This is a genomic window from Hyalangium ruber (genome assembly GCF_034259325.1).
GTDB classification, from domain to species: Bacteria; Myxococcota; Myxococcia; order Myxococcales; family Myxococcaceae; genus Hyalangium_A; species Hyalangium_A rubrum.
Map to the genome: position 1 here is coordinate 112,541 of NZ_JAXIVS010000014.1, position 16,362 is coordinate 128,902.

Here is a 16,362-nt window from a genome sequence, read left to right on the forward strand (position 1 = left end):
TCCGAACCTGGGGGGAGGGATCAGCGAACACGGCGACCACGTCCACGTGGCGTACAGAGACACGGGGGCTCCGGCGAGGGAGCCCCGCTACGCGGCCCGCGAGCGCTCCGGCGAGAACCGGAAGGCGCCGCGGGCCGACGCTTTTTTGCAGTCCCAACGGTGTGCCTGGGGCCACGTGGGGGGTTGGGTAGACTGGGGGGATGATTCGCTCGGTCCGCTTCGAGAACTTCCGGTGCCTGAGGGAGGTGGAGCTGCCCTTGGAGCCGTTGACGGTGCTGGTCGGGCCGCAGGCCTCGGGGAAGACGGCGGTGCTGGACGGGCTGGACTTCCAACCGGGCTGCGACGTGAAGGACTACTGGCGGCAGGAGGAGACGGGCCGGCCGGTGGTGGAGTGGCGCTACGAGAACGGGCGGCGCATGCGGGTGGAGTACCCGCTGCGGGCGCTGGACTCCACGCCGATGCAGGGGCACACGCTGCAAGCGTTGGCGTTGGACCTGGCGGCGATGCGGGAGGAGGGGCGCGGGGGGCGCTCGCCGGTGTTGAACCGGACGGGGGACAACCTGTCGGAGGTGTTCGCGGCATTGCCGCCGGAGGCGCGGCAGCGGGTGGTGGAGGAGCTGTGCCGGCTGGTGCCGACGGTGGGCGGGGTGGAGCTGCGGGAGGGGAAGGGGCGCACGCAGCGGCTGCGGTTTCGGGACGCGTGGCGGGAGGACCTGTGGATTTCGCCGGACCGGGTGGGGGACACGGTGCTGGTGCTGCTGGCGTACCTGGTGCTGCCGTACCAGCGGCCGCCGCCGGACGTGCTGACGGTGGACATGCCGGAGCGGGGGCTGCCGCCGTGGTTGTTGGGGGATGTGATGGCGTGGCTGCGGGGCATGACGACGGGGAAGCTGGGAGGCGAGCCGGTGCAGGTGGTGCTGGCGACGTCGTCACCGGAGCTGCTGGAGCACGTGTCCCCGGAGGAGGTGCGAGTGTTCTCGCGAGAGCCGGAGGATGGCTCGGTGCGGGTGAGCGCCTCGCCGGAGGACGTGGCGGACTGGCGCCAGCGGCTGGCGATGATGTGAGCGGGCGCCCCTCCGTGTGACGGCTTTACTCGGAGGGCTCTTCGAGAGGCGCTTGCGGCTCCTCCCCCGCGGCGGCCATGGAGAAGGGGTAGAGCGCTCGGTGGTGGATATTGGGGTGATACACGGCGAGGTGGGGTTCCCCTGAGATGGTGATGACGGCCTGTTGGGGGGGCGCGGCCTCGTTTTCGAACCAAGCCTCGGCCTCCTGCTTCGTGGCGAAGGACGCCACGGGCGGGGGCAGCCCGTCTCGAATCCGAGCGCCAAGGAAGTACTCGAGAACGGGGTGGGGGAAGAGGCGGCGGTGCTTCAGCTCTCGGTTGTAGGAGAGCAGGTGGTATCGGTCCGCAATCAGGACGTAGGCCGACGAGGGTGGCTCAGGGAGTGCCTGCAACCAGGCTTCCGCCTCCTCGCGCGTGTCGAACGAAGCCACCACGCGCGGAGGGTCGTTGGAGGCGAGGTGCTGGCGATAGTCCTCGAAGGCGTAGAGCTGGCCCGTGGAGTCGATGAACAAGAGGGCATCGAAGAGGACATCCAGAAGCTCTTGTTGCTCCTCGGAGGGAGCCTTCGCCCGCAGCTCCGCGAGCAACTCCTTGGCCTTGGAGGTGAGCTTGCGAGAGTTCATCGCGGGCCCTCCGCGACAGGAACACCATGCTGGAGTTCCGGGGATGTCATCAGGATTACCGGCGCCAGGACAACGAGCCCCGCGCCTGCGGAGACGACCACGAAGGTCACCCCTGCGATGATGATGACACTTCCCACCAGAAGGCCCGCCCGGTGGCGCTTCAACCAGTCGATGGCCCCGTCCGTCGCCGTGAACTCCTGAGGGCGGAGCCGCTCCAACTCCAGACAGTCGTCATAGGCCTGTTGGCACTCTCCTCGGCAGAACTCGGATTTCCCGCCCCGCTTGCGTGGAGAGGTGAAACCCCCGTACCCAGGAGGAAGCGGGCGATCCATGCATTTGCGGTAACAGTCCTGGTTCTCCTGGTCACAATCCCTCGGCCGAGCTGTTACAGGCACGAACTGACCTACCTGGCTGTCGGGGTGGAGCTGGTAGGCGGAGAGTTCAAAGCTTTCGACGGGGTGCCACACGTGGGTGAGCTGGCCGTCCGGGTGCTCTTGGAGGATGAGCACGAATCGGGAAGGGCTGTCGAGGCTCGTTGAGGACAGGGAGACATGGCGGGTGGCGCTACACGAGGCGAGCAGTGCGCTCACGGTCGCCGCCACGAACTTCTGGAGCGTCATCTCCGGTCCTCGGGTGGGCAGTTGCGAGACGTGGACCGGAGTCACCATGACCGGCCAGTCCGGGGATGCTATCCCGCTCCGAAGCGAGGAGGCAGCCACCGCATGCACCGCAGGCAACACCAGGGTGAGGAGGTGCCGGGCAGGATGCATCCGACGGGCCTGGAGGCGGGCACGCAGGTGGAGGACTGGCGGCTGCTGGGAAGGCACGAGGCAGGCAGCTTCGGGGTGGTGTACCTGGCGGTGCGGGTGGGCGCGGAGGCAGCCGGTCCCTGCGCGCTGAAGCTGGCCCGAGCCCGGGGAGACGCGCGACTGAGCCGGGAGGTGGGGCTGCTGGGGCGGGTACGGCATCCGAACGTGCCTCGGCTCCAGGGACACGGCGAGTGGTACGGCTTTCCGTACGTGGTCACGGAATGGGTGGAAGGGGTGTCCCTGTCGAGGTGGACGCGGCTGTGCAACCCCTCGGGACGGCAGGTGACGCGGCTGCTGGCGAAGCTCGCGGGAGCGCTGGCGGCGGTACACGCGGTGGGCGGAGCGCACCGGGACATCAAGAGCGAGAACGTGTTGGTGCGCCTGGAAGACGGCGAGCCGATGCTGACGGACTTCGGAGCAGGCACCTGGGAGGGAGCCGCCCCGCTGACGGTGAACGGCCCTCCGGGGACGCCGCTGTACTACAGCCCGGAGCGGCTGCGCGCGCACCTGAACCTGCTCCCCCCGGGAGCACCCAGTGGCGCCGGACCGGCCGATGACGTGTATGGCCTGGGAGTAACGGCCTTCCGGCTGCTGACGGACACCTACCCCTTCACGGAGCTGGAAGAGGAGCAACGGACGCAGGAGCGGCTACGGGGTCGGCTGCCACGAGCACCGCACGAGGTGAACCCGGGAGTGCCAGTGGAGCTGAGCGCATGGGTGATGCGACTGCTGGCGGCGCGCCCCGAGGAACGCCCATCCATGTGGCAGGTAGCGGAAGCATTGTCGAAGGCACAGGAGAACACCCCGGAGCAGCCGCTCTTCGCCTGGGAGACGGACCCCGAGCGGTTGGGCCCGGGGCGGCGGCTGGCTTCCCGGATGGAGTACGAGCTGTTGCTGGTGCGAGCGCGGGCGGAGGAGAACCAGGCACGGGTGGCCGCTGAAATCGAGCGAGCCCAGGCGGAGCGGGAAGCACCGCCACCCTCCGAGCCCGAGTCACTGTCGCCCCCACACCCCAAGGAGCGCAAGGCGCGGTCTCGCCGTGCCCGTGCGCAGCAGTCGTGGCTCGCGGCGGTGGGGCTCGTCGTCCTCGCCCTCGGTGTGTGGTGGTCATCGGAGGTGCCGTCGCCAGCGCCAGCCGACGACAAGAGGGATGCGGGGACGGTGGGCCTGGGTGACACGCCACTTCCTGCTCCCTCGCGGGCGGTGTCGTCCGAGTCAGAGCGAAGCGGCATGGGCCTCGACATGCCGATGAAGCCGCTTCCCGGCCAGCGCGGGCCGCCCTGTCGGAAGCCTGCGGTCGAGATCTACGGTGGGTGTTGGGTCGCGATAGAGGAACAGTCCCCGCCGTGTAGTGACGATGCCTACGCCTGGAAGAACCGCTGCTACTGGCCCATTCGAGGCCCCCAGAAACCCGCGACCTCGGACCTTCCCGAAAGCCCAGGCGAACGTTGAGCGATGGCCTGAACTATCGGGAAGGGAGGTCCCACCGGGATGCCCACGCGGGGCGGTCGGGCAAACAAAACCTGTCTGACAACCAGACAGGTTCGGCGGGAGTGCCATGGGGCGGCACCGCTCAAGGCCCACGACTGACGCCCGATAAAACCTGTCTGACAACCAGACAGGTTTGGCGGGAGCGCCATGGGGCGGCACCGCTCGAGGCCCCTGACCGGTGCCCGATAAAACCTGTCTGACAACCAGACAGGTTCGGCGGGAGCGCCATGGGGCGGCACCGCTCGAGGCCCCTGACCGGTGCCTGACGCGGGTCGCCGGGAGGGCAGTGGCCGCGCGCCGGGCCCTACGCGTTGATGGCGACGGTAAGGGTCGCCACATAGCCACCGCTGACGCTGCCCGTGACGGTGGCCAGCTGCGAGTCCGAGCCATCGCTGAACACGTTGTCGTTGGACAGGGTGACCCGCTGCAGGTTGGTGACGCTGCTCTGGTAGCCGGTGGTGGCGTACACGGCGTCGCAGGCATCCTCGGGGAGGGCGAGCTGGGAGGTGGCCAGCTTGTTACCGGCGGAGGTGGCGGAGGCGAGGTTGGGGTAGACCTCGAAGTGGATGTGCGGCCAACGGCCCGAGTAGCAGGCGGGGAAGATGGTGGTGAAGGTCACCTGGCCATTGCTGTCGGTGGCCTGGACGCCGCGCAGGTAGTTCTGGTTGGTGACGCCGGAGGAGTAGAGCGAGTAGCGGCCCTCGCGGTCGCAGTGCCACAGGTAGACGGCATGGCCCGAGAGGGGCGTGCAGCCGTTCGAGCTGTCAACGAGCGTCAGGGTGACGGTCAGCGGGACACCCTCGGCGGTCCCGGTAGCAGAGCCGACGCTGGAGCGGATGTCGCTGCGAACGACGCCGCTCTGGGAGAGGACGTTGGGGCCGTTGGAGCCGTCACCGGGGTAGGGGCCGGCGGTCTCCTCGGGAATCCGGGAGCACGAACCGTCCCCGGGCTCGGAGGAATCGCCGTCGCAGTTGATCAAGGGCAGGAGACTGGCGCCGAGGGCGAGGCGAAGCAGGTCTCTGCGCTCGAGGGAAGCACGGAACAGCTTCAAATCCTGGGCAAGACCGCCATCCTCATGTTCGTCGTGCATGCGAGCTCTCTCTTTCGTTCGCCGAAGGCGATGCAGGGAGAGATTTGACCCGGAGCGCCTTGCGAAAGTCTGAAGCCACGTCGCGTCCACGGTCGGCAATGAACACGGGCATGGGGGAAATGCCGCCTCCAAGACGCCTCGGGTGCGGGCTTCAGCGTTACGCTCGCTTCATGAAGATCGCGAGGAGAGGGTGGCTGCTGCTGTGCATTCTGCTGACGGGATGCGCGGCAACCCAGCCCACGCTGCTGGTGGAGCATGAGGAGAGGGAGGAACGCGTCTCCTTCGACGAGACATGCGCGCGGGACTCGACGCTTCTGGCGCTTTGCGATGAGACCCAATGCGAGTTCCACGCATGCCGTGAGGTGATGAAGCAGCTCACGGCGGGCCAGGTGGTCCTGGCGCGCACGGGAGCAACAGGGCTGCCGGGTCCTGGAAGTTCAGCGCTGAGGTACTGGGGGAGTGCGCAATCACCGCCGAAGAATTCACAGCCGGTGTTCATCATCCCCTTGGGACCGAGAGCACCGTCACGGGAGTTGCCCAGCCAGGCGCGGCTGCTGGAAGAGCTGGAGGCGAAGCGGCGCAAGCCTTACGAGAGGCACCATGTCTTCCCTCAGGAGAAAGGGCTCAAGGCGTGGTTCATCTCCAAAGGAATCGACATCCACGAGTACACGCTGCTGTTGGAGTTGGAGGTGCATCGTCGCATCCATCAGGCACCTCCCCAGGGCGGACCGTGGAATGAGAGGTGGAGGAAGTACCAGCAAGCCAACTTCGGAGCATCGAAGCAGGAGATCCTGCGGTATGCAGGACAGCTTATCTACGAGTTCGAGCTGTGGGGTCCCGTCATTCCGTACCGGAAGAAGCTGATCCCATGAAGTTCTACTGGCTGTGCGACGTGGCGAGCCGACACTTCTCGGGCTGGTACGAGGCCACGCACAAGTGGAGCTTGCCAGGCGCGCATTGCCCGAAGTGTGACGCCATCTGGTCCACCCATGTGGATGCCTATCCCTCGGTTGACCTGTCCGTGCTACCCAACCCGGAGAAGTACGCAGCGAGGTTGGAAGAGGACTATGCTGAGTTCGAGCGCTTGCGCGAGCAGGTGCGCCCGCTAGTTCCAGAAGGAGTCCCGCTCTGGCCAGGGACCGAGTTCGGGCCCCTGGAGGGAGCCGCGAAGGGGGAGTTCAGCCCGCTGGTGCTGTGCTACCCGTGGACGCTGTTGATGAAGCGCGAGGCGGTGGAGCGCTTGCAGGCAGAGGGGCTGGCGGGCCTCAAGGGTTGCCGAACGGAGCTGCGCTTCCGAAAGAAGAACCCACCGGAGTTGCTGGAACTGGAGTTGAGCCCTCTGGGCCAACTGCACCCGGACTGTCTGCCGGAGGGGTGGCCTGGGCCATGTTCGAAGTGCGGCCGGAGCGGCTTCTCCCTCCCGGAAGCGCCCATCCTGGATGCGGCTTCGTTGTCCCGAGCCCCGGATCTCTTCCGACTGGCGGGCTTTCTGTCGTTGATCATCGGAACCGAGCGCTTCGTGGAGGCCGCGCGGCGCCTGGGCTACGAGAAGGACCTCGTCTTCCGCGAGCTGCCCCTGAAGTGAGTCGCCAAGGGCTCAGGGAAGGCCCAGGCGCGCTGGATGTGTGTAGACGTTGAACCGTCCGCCGCGCACGAACGTGGCCAGCGTCACCCCGGAGCGCTCGGCGAGATCAATCGCCAGGGAGCTGGCCGCCGAAACACTGGCCACCACGGGGATGCGCGCCACGGCCGCCTTCTGGACGATCTCGAAGCTGGCACGCCCGCTCACCACCAGCACCGCGGGCGGGCGTTCCGTCCGAGCCACCGTGCCGCTCACCGAGGCCCGCGAGGAGCGCACCGTCCCACCCAGCACCAGCGCGCCCACCACCTTGTCCACCGCGTTGTGCCGGCCCACATCCTCGGCGGAAGAGAGCATCTCCCCGCGCGCATCCAGCGCCACCGCCGCGTGGACTCCTCCCGTGCGAGCGAAGTTCCGCTGCACCTCCCGAAGCCGCTCGGTGGCGCGGGCCACCACCTCGGGAGCCAGCACGAGCCCCATCGCCACCGGAGAACACACCGCCATCAAGTCCTCCACGCTGCGCCGCCCGCACACGCCACAGGCGGCCGTGGTCAGCGTCCCGCGCCGCGCCGCGCTCACGCGCTCCACCTCCAGCACCAGCCCCGGCGCGGGCGTCACCTCGAGGATGTTGCCCCAGCCCTCCTCGCCGGGCCGGCCGCAGTACGCCACGCCGCCCAGGTCCTCCACCGAGCGGATGATGCCCTCGGAGAACAGGAACCCCACGGCCAGCTCACGGTCCTGTCCCGGAGTGCGCATGGTGATGGCCACCGTGTCCCCGCTCACGCGGATCTCCAGTGGCTCCTCCACTGCGACGGAGTCCTCCTCGGGCGCGGCGGCGGCTCCTTCCGAGAAGCGCCGAACCTGGCGTCGCGTGACGCCCTTGTCCTCACGGCTCATGGGCCTGCTCCCGCGCCAACTGGGCGATGAACACCGCGAGCCCCTGCACCTCGGCCGTGCGAAACCGCCGCAGTCCCTCGGGAGCCCCCTCCGGCAGCGCGGGCGCGTCGCTCACCACGGCGAGCACCTCCGGGCGAGAGGCGGCCAGCAGCGGGCCATGGCCCTCGCGCCACACCTCCAGCTTGGGCAAGGGTCCCTCCTTCCACCCCTCCACGAGCACCAGGTCCACGGAGTCCGCGAAGCGCGCGAGCAGCGGCAGCAGCGCGGAGTCGGGGGCCTCCTTCACGGTGAGCTGCACGCCGGCTGGAGTGGCGAACGCAACCAGCGCGGCGCCCGCGCGCTCGAAGCGGGCCGTGTCACTGCCCGAGCGGTGCAGCGGGTGCGGATCCGACGAGTGCTTCACCACGCCCACGCGAAGGCCGCGGGCGCGAAGCTCGGGCACGAGCCGCTCCACCAGCGTCGTCTTCCCGACGCCCGACCAGCCGACGACGCTCAGCGCGGGAGGAGCCTTCATTCCTCCACCGCCACGTAACGGGGCCGGTCGAACAGCTCCACCTCCACCTCGTCCCCGGCGGCGAAGTCCGCGCGGCCGGGAGGGAGCACGGCATGGCCCTCGGCGCCCACGTTCTGGAGGATCTGCCCCGCGCCCTGTGGACGCAAGCGGGCCCAAGGCAGCCCGCCGTCGTCGCGGTGCTCCAAGGTGGTGGTGATGAGATAGGTGAGCCCCGCCTGCTTGTGCCGCTCCTCCGAGAGGCGCGCCCGCACCCGGCGCCGCTCCTCCCGCACGCCCTGGAGCCCGAGCAGCAGCGGCCGGCCGAGCTGATCAAAGGCCACCGTGGCAGCGCCCGGATTGCCCGGGAGCACCACCACCGCCGTGTCGCCCAAGCGGGCCACGGCCACGGGCTTGCCGGGCTTGAGGGCCACGCCATCCACGAAGAAGCGAGCCCCCAGCTCCGAGAGCACCCGCTTCACGCGGTCCTTGTCCCCCACGGAGGCGCCGCCCGTGGTGAAGAGCACCTCCACGTGCGGAGCGAGCCGGGAGAACGCGGCCCGCAGCTCCGAGTCCTCGTCCCGAGCGCGCTCCAGGAACGCCACCGTGGCGCCCGCCTCCTGAGCCAGGGCGGCCACGAGCACGAGGTTGCTCTCGTGTACCTGGTGGGGCAGCGCGGGAGTGCCCGCGGAGACCAGCTCATCCCCGGTGGCGAGCACGGCCACCCGAGGCGCGGGCCGCACGAGCGCGGTGAGCGCCCCCTGGGACGCGAGCACTCCCAGCACGGCGGAGTCCACGCGCTGTCCGGCGGGGAAGAGGAAGGTGCCCTCGCGCACCTCCTCGCCCGCGCGGCGGATGTCATGGCCGGCAGGGACGTGGATGAACAGGAGGACATGGCCATCCGCCTCGGCGCGAGCGGCCTCCTGACGAACGACGGCATCGGCGCCGGGAGGAAGCGGAGCGCCGGTGAACACCCGCGCGGCCTCCCCGGGCTGGAGCGAGCGCGAGGGCAGCGCGCCGGCATAGACCGTCTCCACCACGCGCAGGCGCACGGGCCTGTCGCGGGTCGCGCCCTGGGTCTCCTCGGAGCGTACGGCCCACCCATCCATGGCGGAGTTGTCGCAGCCGGGCAGGGAGCGAGCGGCGCTCACCGGAGCGGCAAGGAAGCGGCCATGGGCGCGAAGCAACTCCACCGGCACGGGAGCCAGGGCGCGGACGGCGTCGAGCGCGGCCAGCCGCGCGGAGGAGAGCGAAGTGAGCGACATGAACTGGAGTGCCAAGCCTCCACCAAACGGGAGGGGCCGCGAAGCTACCGCAAGGAGGGAGCGGCGGGTGCTGGACAGAGCACATGCCGGCTGGAGACGATGCGGCATGCACCCTGCGACGGACGTCACACTGGCGGTGGTGGCGGGAGGGCAGGGCCGCCGGCTGTCCGGAGTCCCCAAGGGGTTGCTGACGCTCGAGGGGCGCACGGTGCTGGAGCGGCTGCTCCAGCTCTCCCCGCTGTTCGCGGAGGTGGTGCTGGTCTCCAACGCGCCCGAGCCCTACGCGCGCTTCCACCTGCGCACCGTCGCCGACGCCGTGCCGGGCAAGGGCGCGCCCGGAGGCGTCCACGCGGCGTTACAGGCCGCCCGCACCGAGTGGGTGCTGGCCGTGGCCTGCGACATGCCCTTCATCACCCCGGAGGCGCTTCAGGTCCTGCTGGAGGCCCGAGGCCCTCAGCTCGACGCCGTCTGCTTCACGGTGGCCGGCCGGGTGGAACCCCTGCTCGCGGTGTACCGCGCCGCACTGTCGGTCCCATGGGGCGAAGCCCTGCGCGAGGCGAACCCCTCGCTGCGAGCGCTGCTCTCCCAGTGCCGCGCCAGGCTCCTGCCCGAGGAGGCCCTGCGCGCGGTGGACCCGCACCTGCGCTCCCTGGTCAACGTGAACACCCCCGAGGACCTCGAGCGCCACGGCCTGGCGCTGCCCTGATCAGGTGGTGCAGTGCGCGGCGACGGTGGCGAACAGGTCGCCAATCTCGAAGGGCTTCTTGAGGATGCCCTGCGCGCCCGGGAGCGGCTGACGCCCACTGGCGGTGACGATGATGACGGGCACGGGGTTGAAGGCCGGGTGTTGCCGCAGGTGGCGCAGGAAGTCTTCCCCGCTCATCACCGGCATCATCAAATCCAGCAGCACCAGACACGGCGGGTGGATCTGCTCGAGCACCTCCAGCCCCTCCAGCCCATTGGAGGCGACGGCCACCTCGAAGCCCTCGCCTTCGAGGAGCTCGGCCATGGCCGCGCGGATGTCTTCGTCGTCTTCGACGATGAGGACGCTGCCTTTGAGGGGGGTGCCAGTGCTCACACGAGAATTGTAGGCAGCCTCTCGGGGATCGGGAGTGCGTGCGCGCGTGCTCTGTCGGATTCCAACCGCCCCACGGGTGTTTCACCGTGTCGACAAGCCGACGCTGGCTCCCACCGAGGCACGAGGCGTGGCATACAGTGCCATTGGCCCAAGCAGCGGGCAGCGGGCAGCCGGAGCGGAAGACTTCATGCGCGAGGGATGGGTTGCCGACGAATCGACGATCGGCGTGAAGAAGCAGAAGAGCAGCGAGCCGGTGGCTCGCCTCGTCCCGGCGCTGACCATCGTCTCGCACCCCATGTCTCAGCGGGTGGGGGAGCGGCTGCTGTTGGAGGCGGTGTTCGCGGGCCGCGAGGTGGCCGTCTCGCGAATCGAACCGGACTTCATGCGCCCGGACGCGGTGCTGGGCTCGCCGCTGGCCGACCCCTTCGTGAGCCGCAAGCCGCTGGTGTTCTCCTCCGGTGCGGGCGGAGGCGTACGGCTGGTGCCCGGAGAGAGCGGCCGGGTGACGCTGGCGGGCGAGCCGCTGCTGGAGCCCTGGGAGTTCTCCCCCGAGGACCTGGCGGTGGGCATTCCGCTGGAGCTGGCCGAGCGGGTGGTGGTGCTGCTGCACTGGGCGGCGCCCACGGCCAGTGACGCGGTGGACGCGCTGGGCATGGTGGGCACCAGCGTGGGGCTGATGCACGTGCGCCGCCACATCGAGCAGGTGGCGGACCTGAACGTGCCGGTGCTGATCCGCGGCGAGACGGGCTCGGGCAAGGAGCTGATCGCGCGGGCCATCCACCAGTGCGGGGCGCGGCGCAACAAGGTGTTCCTGAGCGTGAACCTGGGCGCCATCCCCAAGGAGCTGGCGGCCGCGGAGCTGTTCGGCGCCAGCAAGGGCTCCTACAGCGGCGCGGTGAAGGACCGCGAGGGCTTCTTCCGCGCCGCGCACGGCGGCACCCTGTTCCTGGACGAGGTGGGCGAGGCGCCTCCCGAGGTGCAGGTCATGCTGCTGCGGGTGCTGGAGACGGGGGAGATGTACCCGGTGGGCGAGCGCTCTCCGGTGGAGGTGGACGTGCGGCTGGTGGCCGCCACGGACGCGCACCTGGAGCAGCAAATCGAGGCGGGGCGCTTCAAGGCGCCGCTGCTGCACCGGCTGGCCGGTTATGAAATCAGCGTGCCGCCGCTGCGCGAGCGCCGCGAGGACATCGGCCTGCTCTTCCACCACTTCGCCCGCGAGGAGCTGGCCTCGCTCGGAGAGTCCTGGCGGCTCAAGCCGGAGGACCCATCGATTGAACCCTGGCTGCCCACCTCGCTGGCGGCGCGGCTGGTGCGCTTCACCTGGCCAGGCAACATCCGCCAGCTGCGCAACCTCACACGTCAGCTCATCATCGGCAGCCGAGGGCAGAGCCGGCTGCGGTTGGACCCCCGGCTGGAGAAGGAGCTGTCGGCCGCCATGGCCCCCCGGCCCGGCCGGCCCGTGGCGCTCCCCCCGGTGAAGGCCGTGCTGGAGCCGAAGCCCTCCGTGGAGACCACACCCACCCCGGCGCCCAAGGCCGCCACGCCACGACGCAAGGCGTCAGAGATCTCCGAGGCGGAGCTGCGCGAGGCCATGCGCCAGAGCGAGTGGGACCTCAAGGCCGCCGCGGACCGGCTGGGCATCCCCCGCTCCTCCATCTACGACTTGATCGAGAAGATGCCCACCATCCGCACCGCCGGGGACCTGAGCGTGGAGGAGATTACGCGCTGTCACCGCGAGTGCGGCGGAGACCTGGAGGCCATGGCCCAGCGCCTGGAGGTGTCCCGCCGGGCCTTGGGGCGCCGCATCAAGGAGCTGGGCCTGGAGCCCGACGCACCCTGATCCAACGGGAAGGCGTCCGTCGTGTCGAAACCGCCGTCCGACGCGTCGGAATCGCCGTCCGACGCGTCGAACCGACACAACCAGCCACGTGGGCTACCCGACGGACGTGAAATGGAGGAAAATTCCACCCACCCTCTACGTCTTGCCGTTGGTATCGCAGTTGCTTTGGAGGCGCTGCGGAACGGAGAGGCGCAGGGGGAGGCCCGACCCGATGAGGATCGGACTCAAAAAAGGGCGCCTGCTCCGCCCACTCACAGGAGAACGAAGATGGCCACCGACACCAGCACCACCAAGAAGGACACCACCCAGACGACCGGCAAGGGGGACGTGCCGACGACGAACGGAAAGGATCCTGAGGTGCCGGTGAGCCCCAACTAGGTCCGGCTTCCCGAGGCTCTGTTCGGGTACGGATTGGCGCCGCCACCGGGGGGGTAGCGCGGCGCCACCCCAGACAGAGCCGGGTCACCGAGCCTCCCCACCCGAACCGCCCTGTGGACTAGGGCTTCTTCAGGTGGGGGTTCTTCTCGAGGGCCCGAGTGAGGTCATCGGTCGCCTGCTGTCGCCACGCCTGTCGTGCTTCTTCGCGGGCTTCGAGGTCCGCGCGAGTCGTCCGCAGCTTCGCCCGAAGGAGCAGGGCGCGGGGCCAGTCGGGACAGTCCAGGAGAACCTCTTCGGCCCATGCGAGGCCGCGCTCCAGCTGGGGGGCTGGGGCGCGGCCCATTTCTTTTCTCCACCCCGCCCACGCCTGCTGCAGGGCGCCGCCGTCCAGGCGCGCCTCGAAGGACTCGGGCTCCAGCTCCAGCGCCTTCTCGAAGGCCTGCGCCGCCTTCTCGAAGTCCTCTTCCTTCGCCTGTCCCCGCTGCGCCTTCCACTGGGCCAGGGTGGCGCGCGCGCGGCCCAGCAGCAGCCACGCGCGGGCCTGCCGAGGGCTGCGCTTCAGCGACTGTTGAAGCACTTGCTCGGCGCGCTCCAGGTGGGCCCGGGGGTCCCTTCCGCGCTCCAGCTCGAAGTCGGCGAGCCGTGAGAAGAGCTCGGCCTGATCCGTGAGCAGGAACGCGTCATCGGGTGTGCGCCGCACGGCCTGCTCGAAGGCGATCAGCGCGGCGGCGGTGCTGGCGCGCGGCTCCTGTCCGGCGGCCTGCTGGTAGGTGGCGCGCCAGAGCTGGACCGTGCCCAGGTTGTTGTAGGCATAGGACACCTGCGGCGTGTTGCGGATGATCTCCTCGAAGGTGCCCTGGGCCTGATCGAGCAGGAGGTAGGGGGGCCTGCCCTCCTCCCAGGCCTGCTGGGCCTGGGCGAGCACGGCCTTGCCCAGCTCGTTGCGCAAGGGCGCGTGGAGGGGCTTGGTCTCGAGCCCGGCGTTCAGGAGCTGCACGGCCTGGCTCAGCAGGGGCGAGGCCTTGCCATCGCACCAGTGCAGCCGGGCCTGCTGCGCGAGCACACGGCCTCCGTAGAGGTTGGCCACCACGTGCTTGGGGTTGGCGCGCAGCACCTCCTGGAGCGCCGCCCAGGCCTGCTTCAAGTCCTCCTCCTGCTGGGCGCGGCGCTCGCGGACGGTGGCCGCCAGCGGGTAGGCGCTGCGGTGCAGCAAGGTGCGGCCGAGGTTGATCCACGCCTCGTGGTTGTAGGGGCTGCTCTCGGTGGCCGCCTTGAACGCGTCGATGGCGCGCTGGCGGTGCTCGGCGGAGCTCAGGCCCAGCTCATCCTCGTACTGGGCCCAGCTGGAGAGGATGAGGCCGAGCGTGACGTAGAACTCGTAGTCGCGCTGCGGCGCGGCGACGTGCTCCAGGGACTGCTCGGCCCGCAGGAGCTGCTCGCGCGGATCCTGGCTCTGGTTGAGGTGGTGGCGTGCCCACCAGAAGAAGATGGAGCTCTGCTCCAGGTAGACCTCGCGCGAGGTGTTCCCGTTCTGGAGCGCCTTGCCGACGGCGTCCAGGGCCGTCTGGATGGCGGGCTGGGGGTCCTCGCCGCGGCCCATCTGGTACTCGGCGAGCCGGCGGTGCAGGCGCGCCTCCAGCAGCAGCGAGGAGCGCTCCTCGGGCGAGGCCTTGAGGGCGCGCGCCAGGGCCTCCTTGCCGCGGGTGAAGGGAGGCATCACCTCGCCCTGGCTGTAGAGGCCCAGGACGATGGTGGTGTACTCGAGCTTGGCCAGGGACTGGTGGGTGGCGTGGACGCTCTCACCGATGGCGGCGGCGGCCTGGTAGGCGAGCCTTCCGGCCTCGAGGTCCTCCAGGGCGCCGGGCAGCTCGCCCTGGCTCCAGCGCCGGGCGGCGCGGGTGCGGAGGATGTCGCCGCGCAGCTGGGGCGCCTCGTAGAACCACGGGAAGCGATTGCCCAGCGCGTCCAGCCGCAGCAGGGCCTCCTCGAAGTGGTCCTCGTAGTAGGCGATGAGCGCCTCCACATACTCGGTGGAGTGGACGTCGGCGCCCTTGCTGCGGCGCAGCCAGACCAGGGCCGGGTCGCGGTAGCGGCGCTGGAGCTCCTGCTTGCGCTCCTCGCGCTGCTTGGGCGTGGTGTCGCGCGGGTTCTCGGCCTCCAGCAGCTGCTCCTGGTACTGGTGCCCCATGACGAGGGCCAGGGAGTAGGCGACGCGGGGGTCCTGGAAGCCGCTCTTCCAGGCGGCCTCGAGCAGCTCGTGGGCGCGGGCCTCCTCGCCGAGCGCGAGGTAGCCACGGGCCAGGGCGTAGTTGCCGGGGCCGGCGGCGAGTGGGCCTCCGGCGTCGCGGATCTCGGCCTCCAGCTCGGCCATGTGGGCGCGCAGGTTCTGGCGGTCCTCGCGCGTGTCGTGCAGGGGCGAGAGGGCGGAGTAGCGGGCCAGGGCCTCGATGGTTTCGACCTTCTCGGTGAAGCGGCGCGCCAGCTCCTCGCGCAGGCTGGCCTGGCGGTGGGTGTAGAGCGCGGAGCCGAGCGCCAGGGCCACGGCGAGCAGGGCCACGGCGGCGATGCCCACCACCACGCGGTGCTTGCGGGCCTTCTTGCGCAGCCGGTACCAGAGGCCGGTGGGGCGGGCCAGCACGGGCTCGCCGGCGAGGAAGCGGTCCAGGTCCTCGATGAGGGCGCGCGCCGAGTCGTAGCGGGCCGAGCGGTCCTTCTCCAGACACTTGAGGACGATGGCCTCCAGGTCCGGGGGGATGTTGGGGTTGAGGGCGCGCGGGTGGGGCGGCTCCAGCGAGGCGATGTTGCTGAGGATCTCCAGGCCGTTGTCCCCGGGGATGGGGGGCCTGCCGGTGAGCATGAAGTAGAGCGTGGCGCCCAGGCTGTAGACGTCGGCGCGGCGGTCGAGCTGGCCCACCTCGCCCCGGGCCTGCTCGGGGGCCATGTAGTGGGGCGTGCCCAGCACCGAGCCGGTGGCGGTGGCGCCCTTCTCGCCCCAGTCGTGGGCGAGGCCGAAGTCCATGACGTAGGGCTTGAAGCGCCCATCGTCGGTGCGCTCCACGAGGATGTTGGAGGGCTTGAGGTCGCGGTGGATGAGGCCCGCTTTGTGAGCGGCGTGGACACCCTCGCAGGCGTCGCGCAGCGCGAGCACCTTCTGCTCCACGGTGAGCTCGTCGGACAGCTGGCTCAGGGGCTGGCCGTCCACGTACTGCATGGCGATGTACGGGCGGCCCTGGACTTCGCCGACTTCGTACACCTGGCAGACGCGGTCGTGCTCGACGCGGGCCTGGGCGCGGGCCTCGGAGAGCAGGCGGCGCACGAGCTCGGCGTCATCGCCCCGGACGAACTTCAGGGCGACGTTGCGGCGCAGGCGCAAGTCATAGGCGAGGAACACCTGGCCCATGCCGCCCTGGCCCAGGAAGCGCAGGCCCTGGTAGCGGTCCCAGCCGGGCACGGGGAACTGCGGGTCGACCTTGTGGCGCTCGGAGAGGGTGAGTGCAGGCCCGAGGGTGGCGGCGCCATCCGCGGTGGCGCGGGGCACCAGCGTGGGCTCGACGTCGGCCTGGCGCAGCAGGGCCAGGGACTGCTCGGACACCTGGCCACGCGCCTGGAGGAGCTGGAGGGGGCTCTGGCCTGTGCGGCGCGACTCTTCGCGCAGGATGGCGGCCTCCTCTCGGGAGACGAGGCCCTCGGCCAGGGCCATGCGCAGCTCCGCCTCGTGTTCAGGAGACATCGTTAGAGGCGAGTCATAGCCGATGCAGG

14 protein-coding genes are annotated in these 16,362 nt (G+C 70.0%); 6 read left to right on the forward strand and 8 right to left on the reverse strand.

Annotation, left to right across the window (positions count from 1 at the left end):
* The first annotated feature begins 200 nt into the window (after positions 1 to 200).
* Positions 201 to 1,064, forward strand: coding sequence for an AAA family ATPase (locus SYV04_RS33150; RefSeq protein WP_321549997.1), 864 nt, complete (start codon positions 201 to 203; stop codon positions 1,062 to 1,064).
* Positions 1,065 to 1,089: 25 nt separating this feature from the next.
* Here SYV04_RS33150 and SYV04_RS33155 read toward each other — a convergent pair whose 3' ends face one another.
* Positions 1,090 to 1,686 carry a head protein gene (locus tag SYV04_RS33155; RefSeq protein ID WP_321549998.1) on the reverse strand — a complete coding sequence of 199 codons (597 nt, stop codon included), beginning with the start codon at positions 1,684 to 1,686 and terminating at the stop codon, positions 1,090 to 1,092.
* Positions 1,683 to 2,354: a hypothetical protein gene (locus tag SYV04_RS33160; RefSeq protein ID WP_321549999.1), complete on the reverse strand. Its 672-nt coding sequence runs from the start codon at positions 2,352 to 2,354 to the stop codon at positions 1,683 to 1,685. Before SYV04_RS33160 ends, SYV04_RS33155 begins: the two co-directional genes overlap by 4 nt.
* A gap of 54 nt (positions 2,355 to 2,408) precedes the next feature.
* On the opposite strand from SYV04_RS33160, the gene SYV04_RS33165 reads away from it, so the two are divergent.
* Positions 2,409 to 3,947, forward strand: coding sequence for a serine/threonine protein kinase (locus SYV04_RS33165; protein WP_321550000.1), 1,539 nt, complete (start codon positions 2,409 to 2,411; stop codon positions 3,945 to 3,947).
* A 343-nt stretch (positions 3,948 to 4,290) separates the two neighbouring features.
* Here SYV04_RS33165 and SYV04_RS33170 read toward each other — a convergent pair whose 3' ends face one another.
* Positions 4,291 to 5,076, reverse strand: coding sequence for an intradiol ring-cleavage dioxygenase (locus tag SYV04_RS33170; RefSeq protein ID WP_321550001.1), 786 nt, complete (start codon positions 5,074 to 5,076; stop codon positions 4,291 to 4,293).
* A 170-nt stretch (positions 5,077 to 5,246) separates the two neighbouring features.
* Between SYV04_RS33170 and sitA6 the strand changes: the two genes are divergently transcribed.
* Positions 5,247 to 5,948 carry a SitA6 family polymorphic toxin lipoprotein gene (gene sitA6, locus SYV04_RS33175; RefSeq protein WP_321550002.1) on the forward strand — a complete coding sequence of 234 codons (702 nt, stop codon included), beginning with the start codon at positions 5,247 to 5,249 and terminating at the stop codon, positions 5,946 to 5,948.
* On the forward strand, positions 5,945 to 6,661 hold the full coding sequence (gene sitI6, locus SYV04_RS33180) for a SitI6 family double-CXXCG motif immunity protein (RefSeq protein ID WP_321550003.1): 717 nt from the start codon (positions 5,945 to 5,947) through the stop codon (positions 6,659 to 6,661). Before sitA6 ends, sitI6 begins: the two co-directional genes overlap by 4 nt.
* 12 nt (positions 6,662 to 6,673) lie before the next feature.
* On the opposite strand, the gene fdhD is transcribed toward sitI6, so the two are convergent.
* Genes fdhD through SYV04_RS33195 form a run of 3 tightly spaced genes read right to left on the reverse strand, consistent with a single transcriptional unit; the run spans position 6,674 to position 9,307 of the window.
* Entirely contained in the window at positions 6,674 to 7,552 is an 879-nt protein-coding gene (gene fdhD, locus SYV04_RS33185) for a formate dehydrogenase accessory sulfurtransferase FdhD (protein ID WP_321550004.1), read from the reverse strand.
* A complete protein-coding gene (gene mobB / locus SYV04_RS33190; RefSeq protein WP_321550005.1) occupies positions 7,542 to 8,066 on the reverse strand; it encodes a molybdopterin-guanine dinucleotide biosynthesis protein B in 525 nt (174 codons plus the stop codon). The genes fdhD and mobB overlap by 11 nt, the downstream gene beginning before the upstream one ends.
* A complete protein-coding gene (locus SYV04_RS33195) occupies positions 8,063 to 9,307 on the reverse strand; it encodes a molybdopterin molybdotransferase MoeA (protein WP_321550162.1) in 1,245 nt (414 codons plus the stop codon). Before SYV04_RS33195 ends, mobB begins: the two co-directional genes overlap by 4 nt.
* 106 nt (positions 9,308 to 9,413) lie before the next feature.
* Between SYV04_RS33195 and mobA the strand changes: the two genes are divergently transcribed.
* Positions 9,414 to 10,013, forward strand: coding sequence for a molybdenum cofactor guanylyltransferase (gene mobA, locus SYV04_RS33200; RefSeq protein WP_321550006.1), 600 nt, complete (start codon positions 9,414 to 9,416; stop codon positions 10,011 to 10,013).
* Here the strand turns inward: mobA and SYV04_RS33205 are convergent, their stop codons facing one another.
* A complete protein-coding gene (locus SYV04_RS33205) occupies positions 10,014 to 10,385 on the reverse strand; it encodes a response regulator (protein ID WP_321550007.1) in 372 nt (123 codons plus the stop codon).
* A gap of 187 nt (positions 10,386 to 10,572) precedes the next feature.
* Between SYV04_RS33205 and SYV04_RS33210 the strand changes: the two genes are divergently transcribed.
* Positions 10,573 to 12,225: a sigma-54 dependent transcriptional regulator gene (locus SYV04_RS33210; RefSeq protein WP_321550008.1), complete on the forward strand. Its 1,653-nt coding sequence runs from the start codon at positions 10,573 to 10,575 to the stop codon at positions 12,223 to 12,225.
* Positions 12,226 to 12,721: 496 nt separating this feature from the next.
* On the opposite strand, the gene SYV04_RS33215 is transcribed toward SYV04_RS33210, so the two are convergent.
* On the reverse strand, positions 12,722 to 16,333 hold the full coding sequence (locus SYV04_RS33215) for a protein kinase domain-containing protein (RefSeq protein WP_321550009.1): 3,612 nt from the start codon (positions 16,331 to 16,333) through the stop codon (positions 12,722 to 12,724).
* Positions 16,334 to 16,362 lie beyond the last annotated feature (29 nt).

Coding starts and splice junctions, on each gene's coding strand:
- mobB (WP_321550005.1), bottom strand. CDS start 8,066: ATGAAGGCTCCTCCCGCGCTGAGCGTCGTCGGCTGGTCGGGCGTCGGG.
- fdhD (WP_321550004.1), bottom strand. CDS start 7,552: ATGAGCCGTGAGGACAAGGGCGTCACGCGACGCCAGGTTCGGCGCTTC.
- sitA6 (WP_321550002.1), top strand. CDS start 5,247: ATGAAGATCGCGAGGAGAGGGTGGCTGCTGCTGTGCATTCTGCTGACG.
- SYV04_RS33215 (WP_321550009.1), bottom strand. CDS start 16,333: ATGTCTCCTGAACACGAGGCGGAGCTGCGCATGGCCCTGGCCGAGGGC.
- SYV04_RS33150 (WP_321549997.1), top strand. CDS start 201: ATGATTCGCTCGGTCCGCTTCGAGAACTTCCGGTGCCTGAGGGAGGTG.
- SYV04_RS33155 (WP_321549998.1), bottom strand. CDS start 1,686: ATGAACTCTCGCAAGCTCACCTCCAAGGCCAAGGAGTTGCTCGCGGAG.
- SYV04_RS33170 (WP_321550001.1), bottom strand. CDS start 5,076: ATGCACGACGAACATGAGGATGGCGGTCTTGCCCAGGATTTGAAGCTG.
- mobA (WP_321550006.1), top strand. CDS start 9,414: ATGCACCCTGCGACGGACGTCACACTGGCGGTGGTGGCGGGAGGGCAG.
- SYV04_RS33195 (WP_321550162.1), bottom strand. CDS start 9,307: ATGTCGCTCACTTCGCTCTCCTCCGCGCGGCTGGCCGCGCTCGACGCC.
- SYV04_RS33160 (WP_321549999.1), bottom strand. CDS start 2,354: ATGGTGACTCCGGTCCACGTCTCGCAACTGCCCACCCGAGGACCGGAG.
- SYV04_RS33165 (WP_321550000.1), top strand. CDS start 2,409: ATGCACCGCAGGCAACACCAGGGTGAGGAGGTGCCGGGCAGGATGCAT.
- sitI6 (WP_321550003.1), top strand. CDS start 5,945: ATGAAGTTCTACTGGCTGTGCGACGTGGCGAGCCGACACTTCTCGGGC.
- SYV04_RS33210 (WP_321550008.1), top strand. CDS start 10,573: ATGCGCGAGGGATGGGTTGCCGACGAATCGACGATCGGCGTGAAGAAG.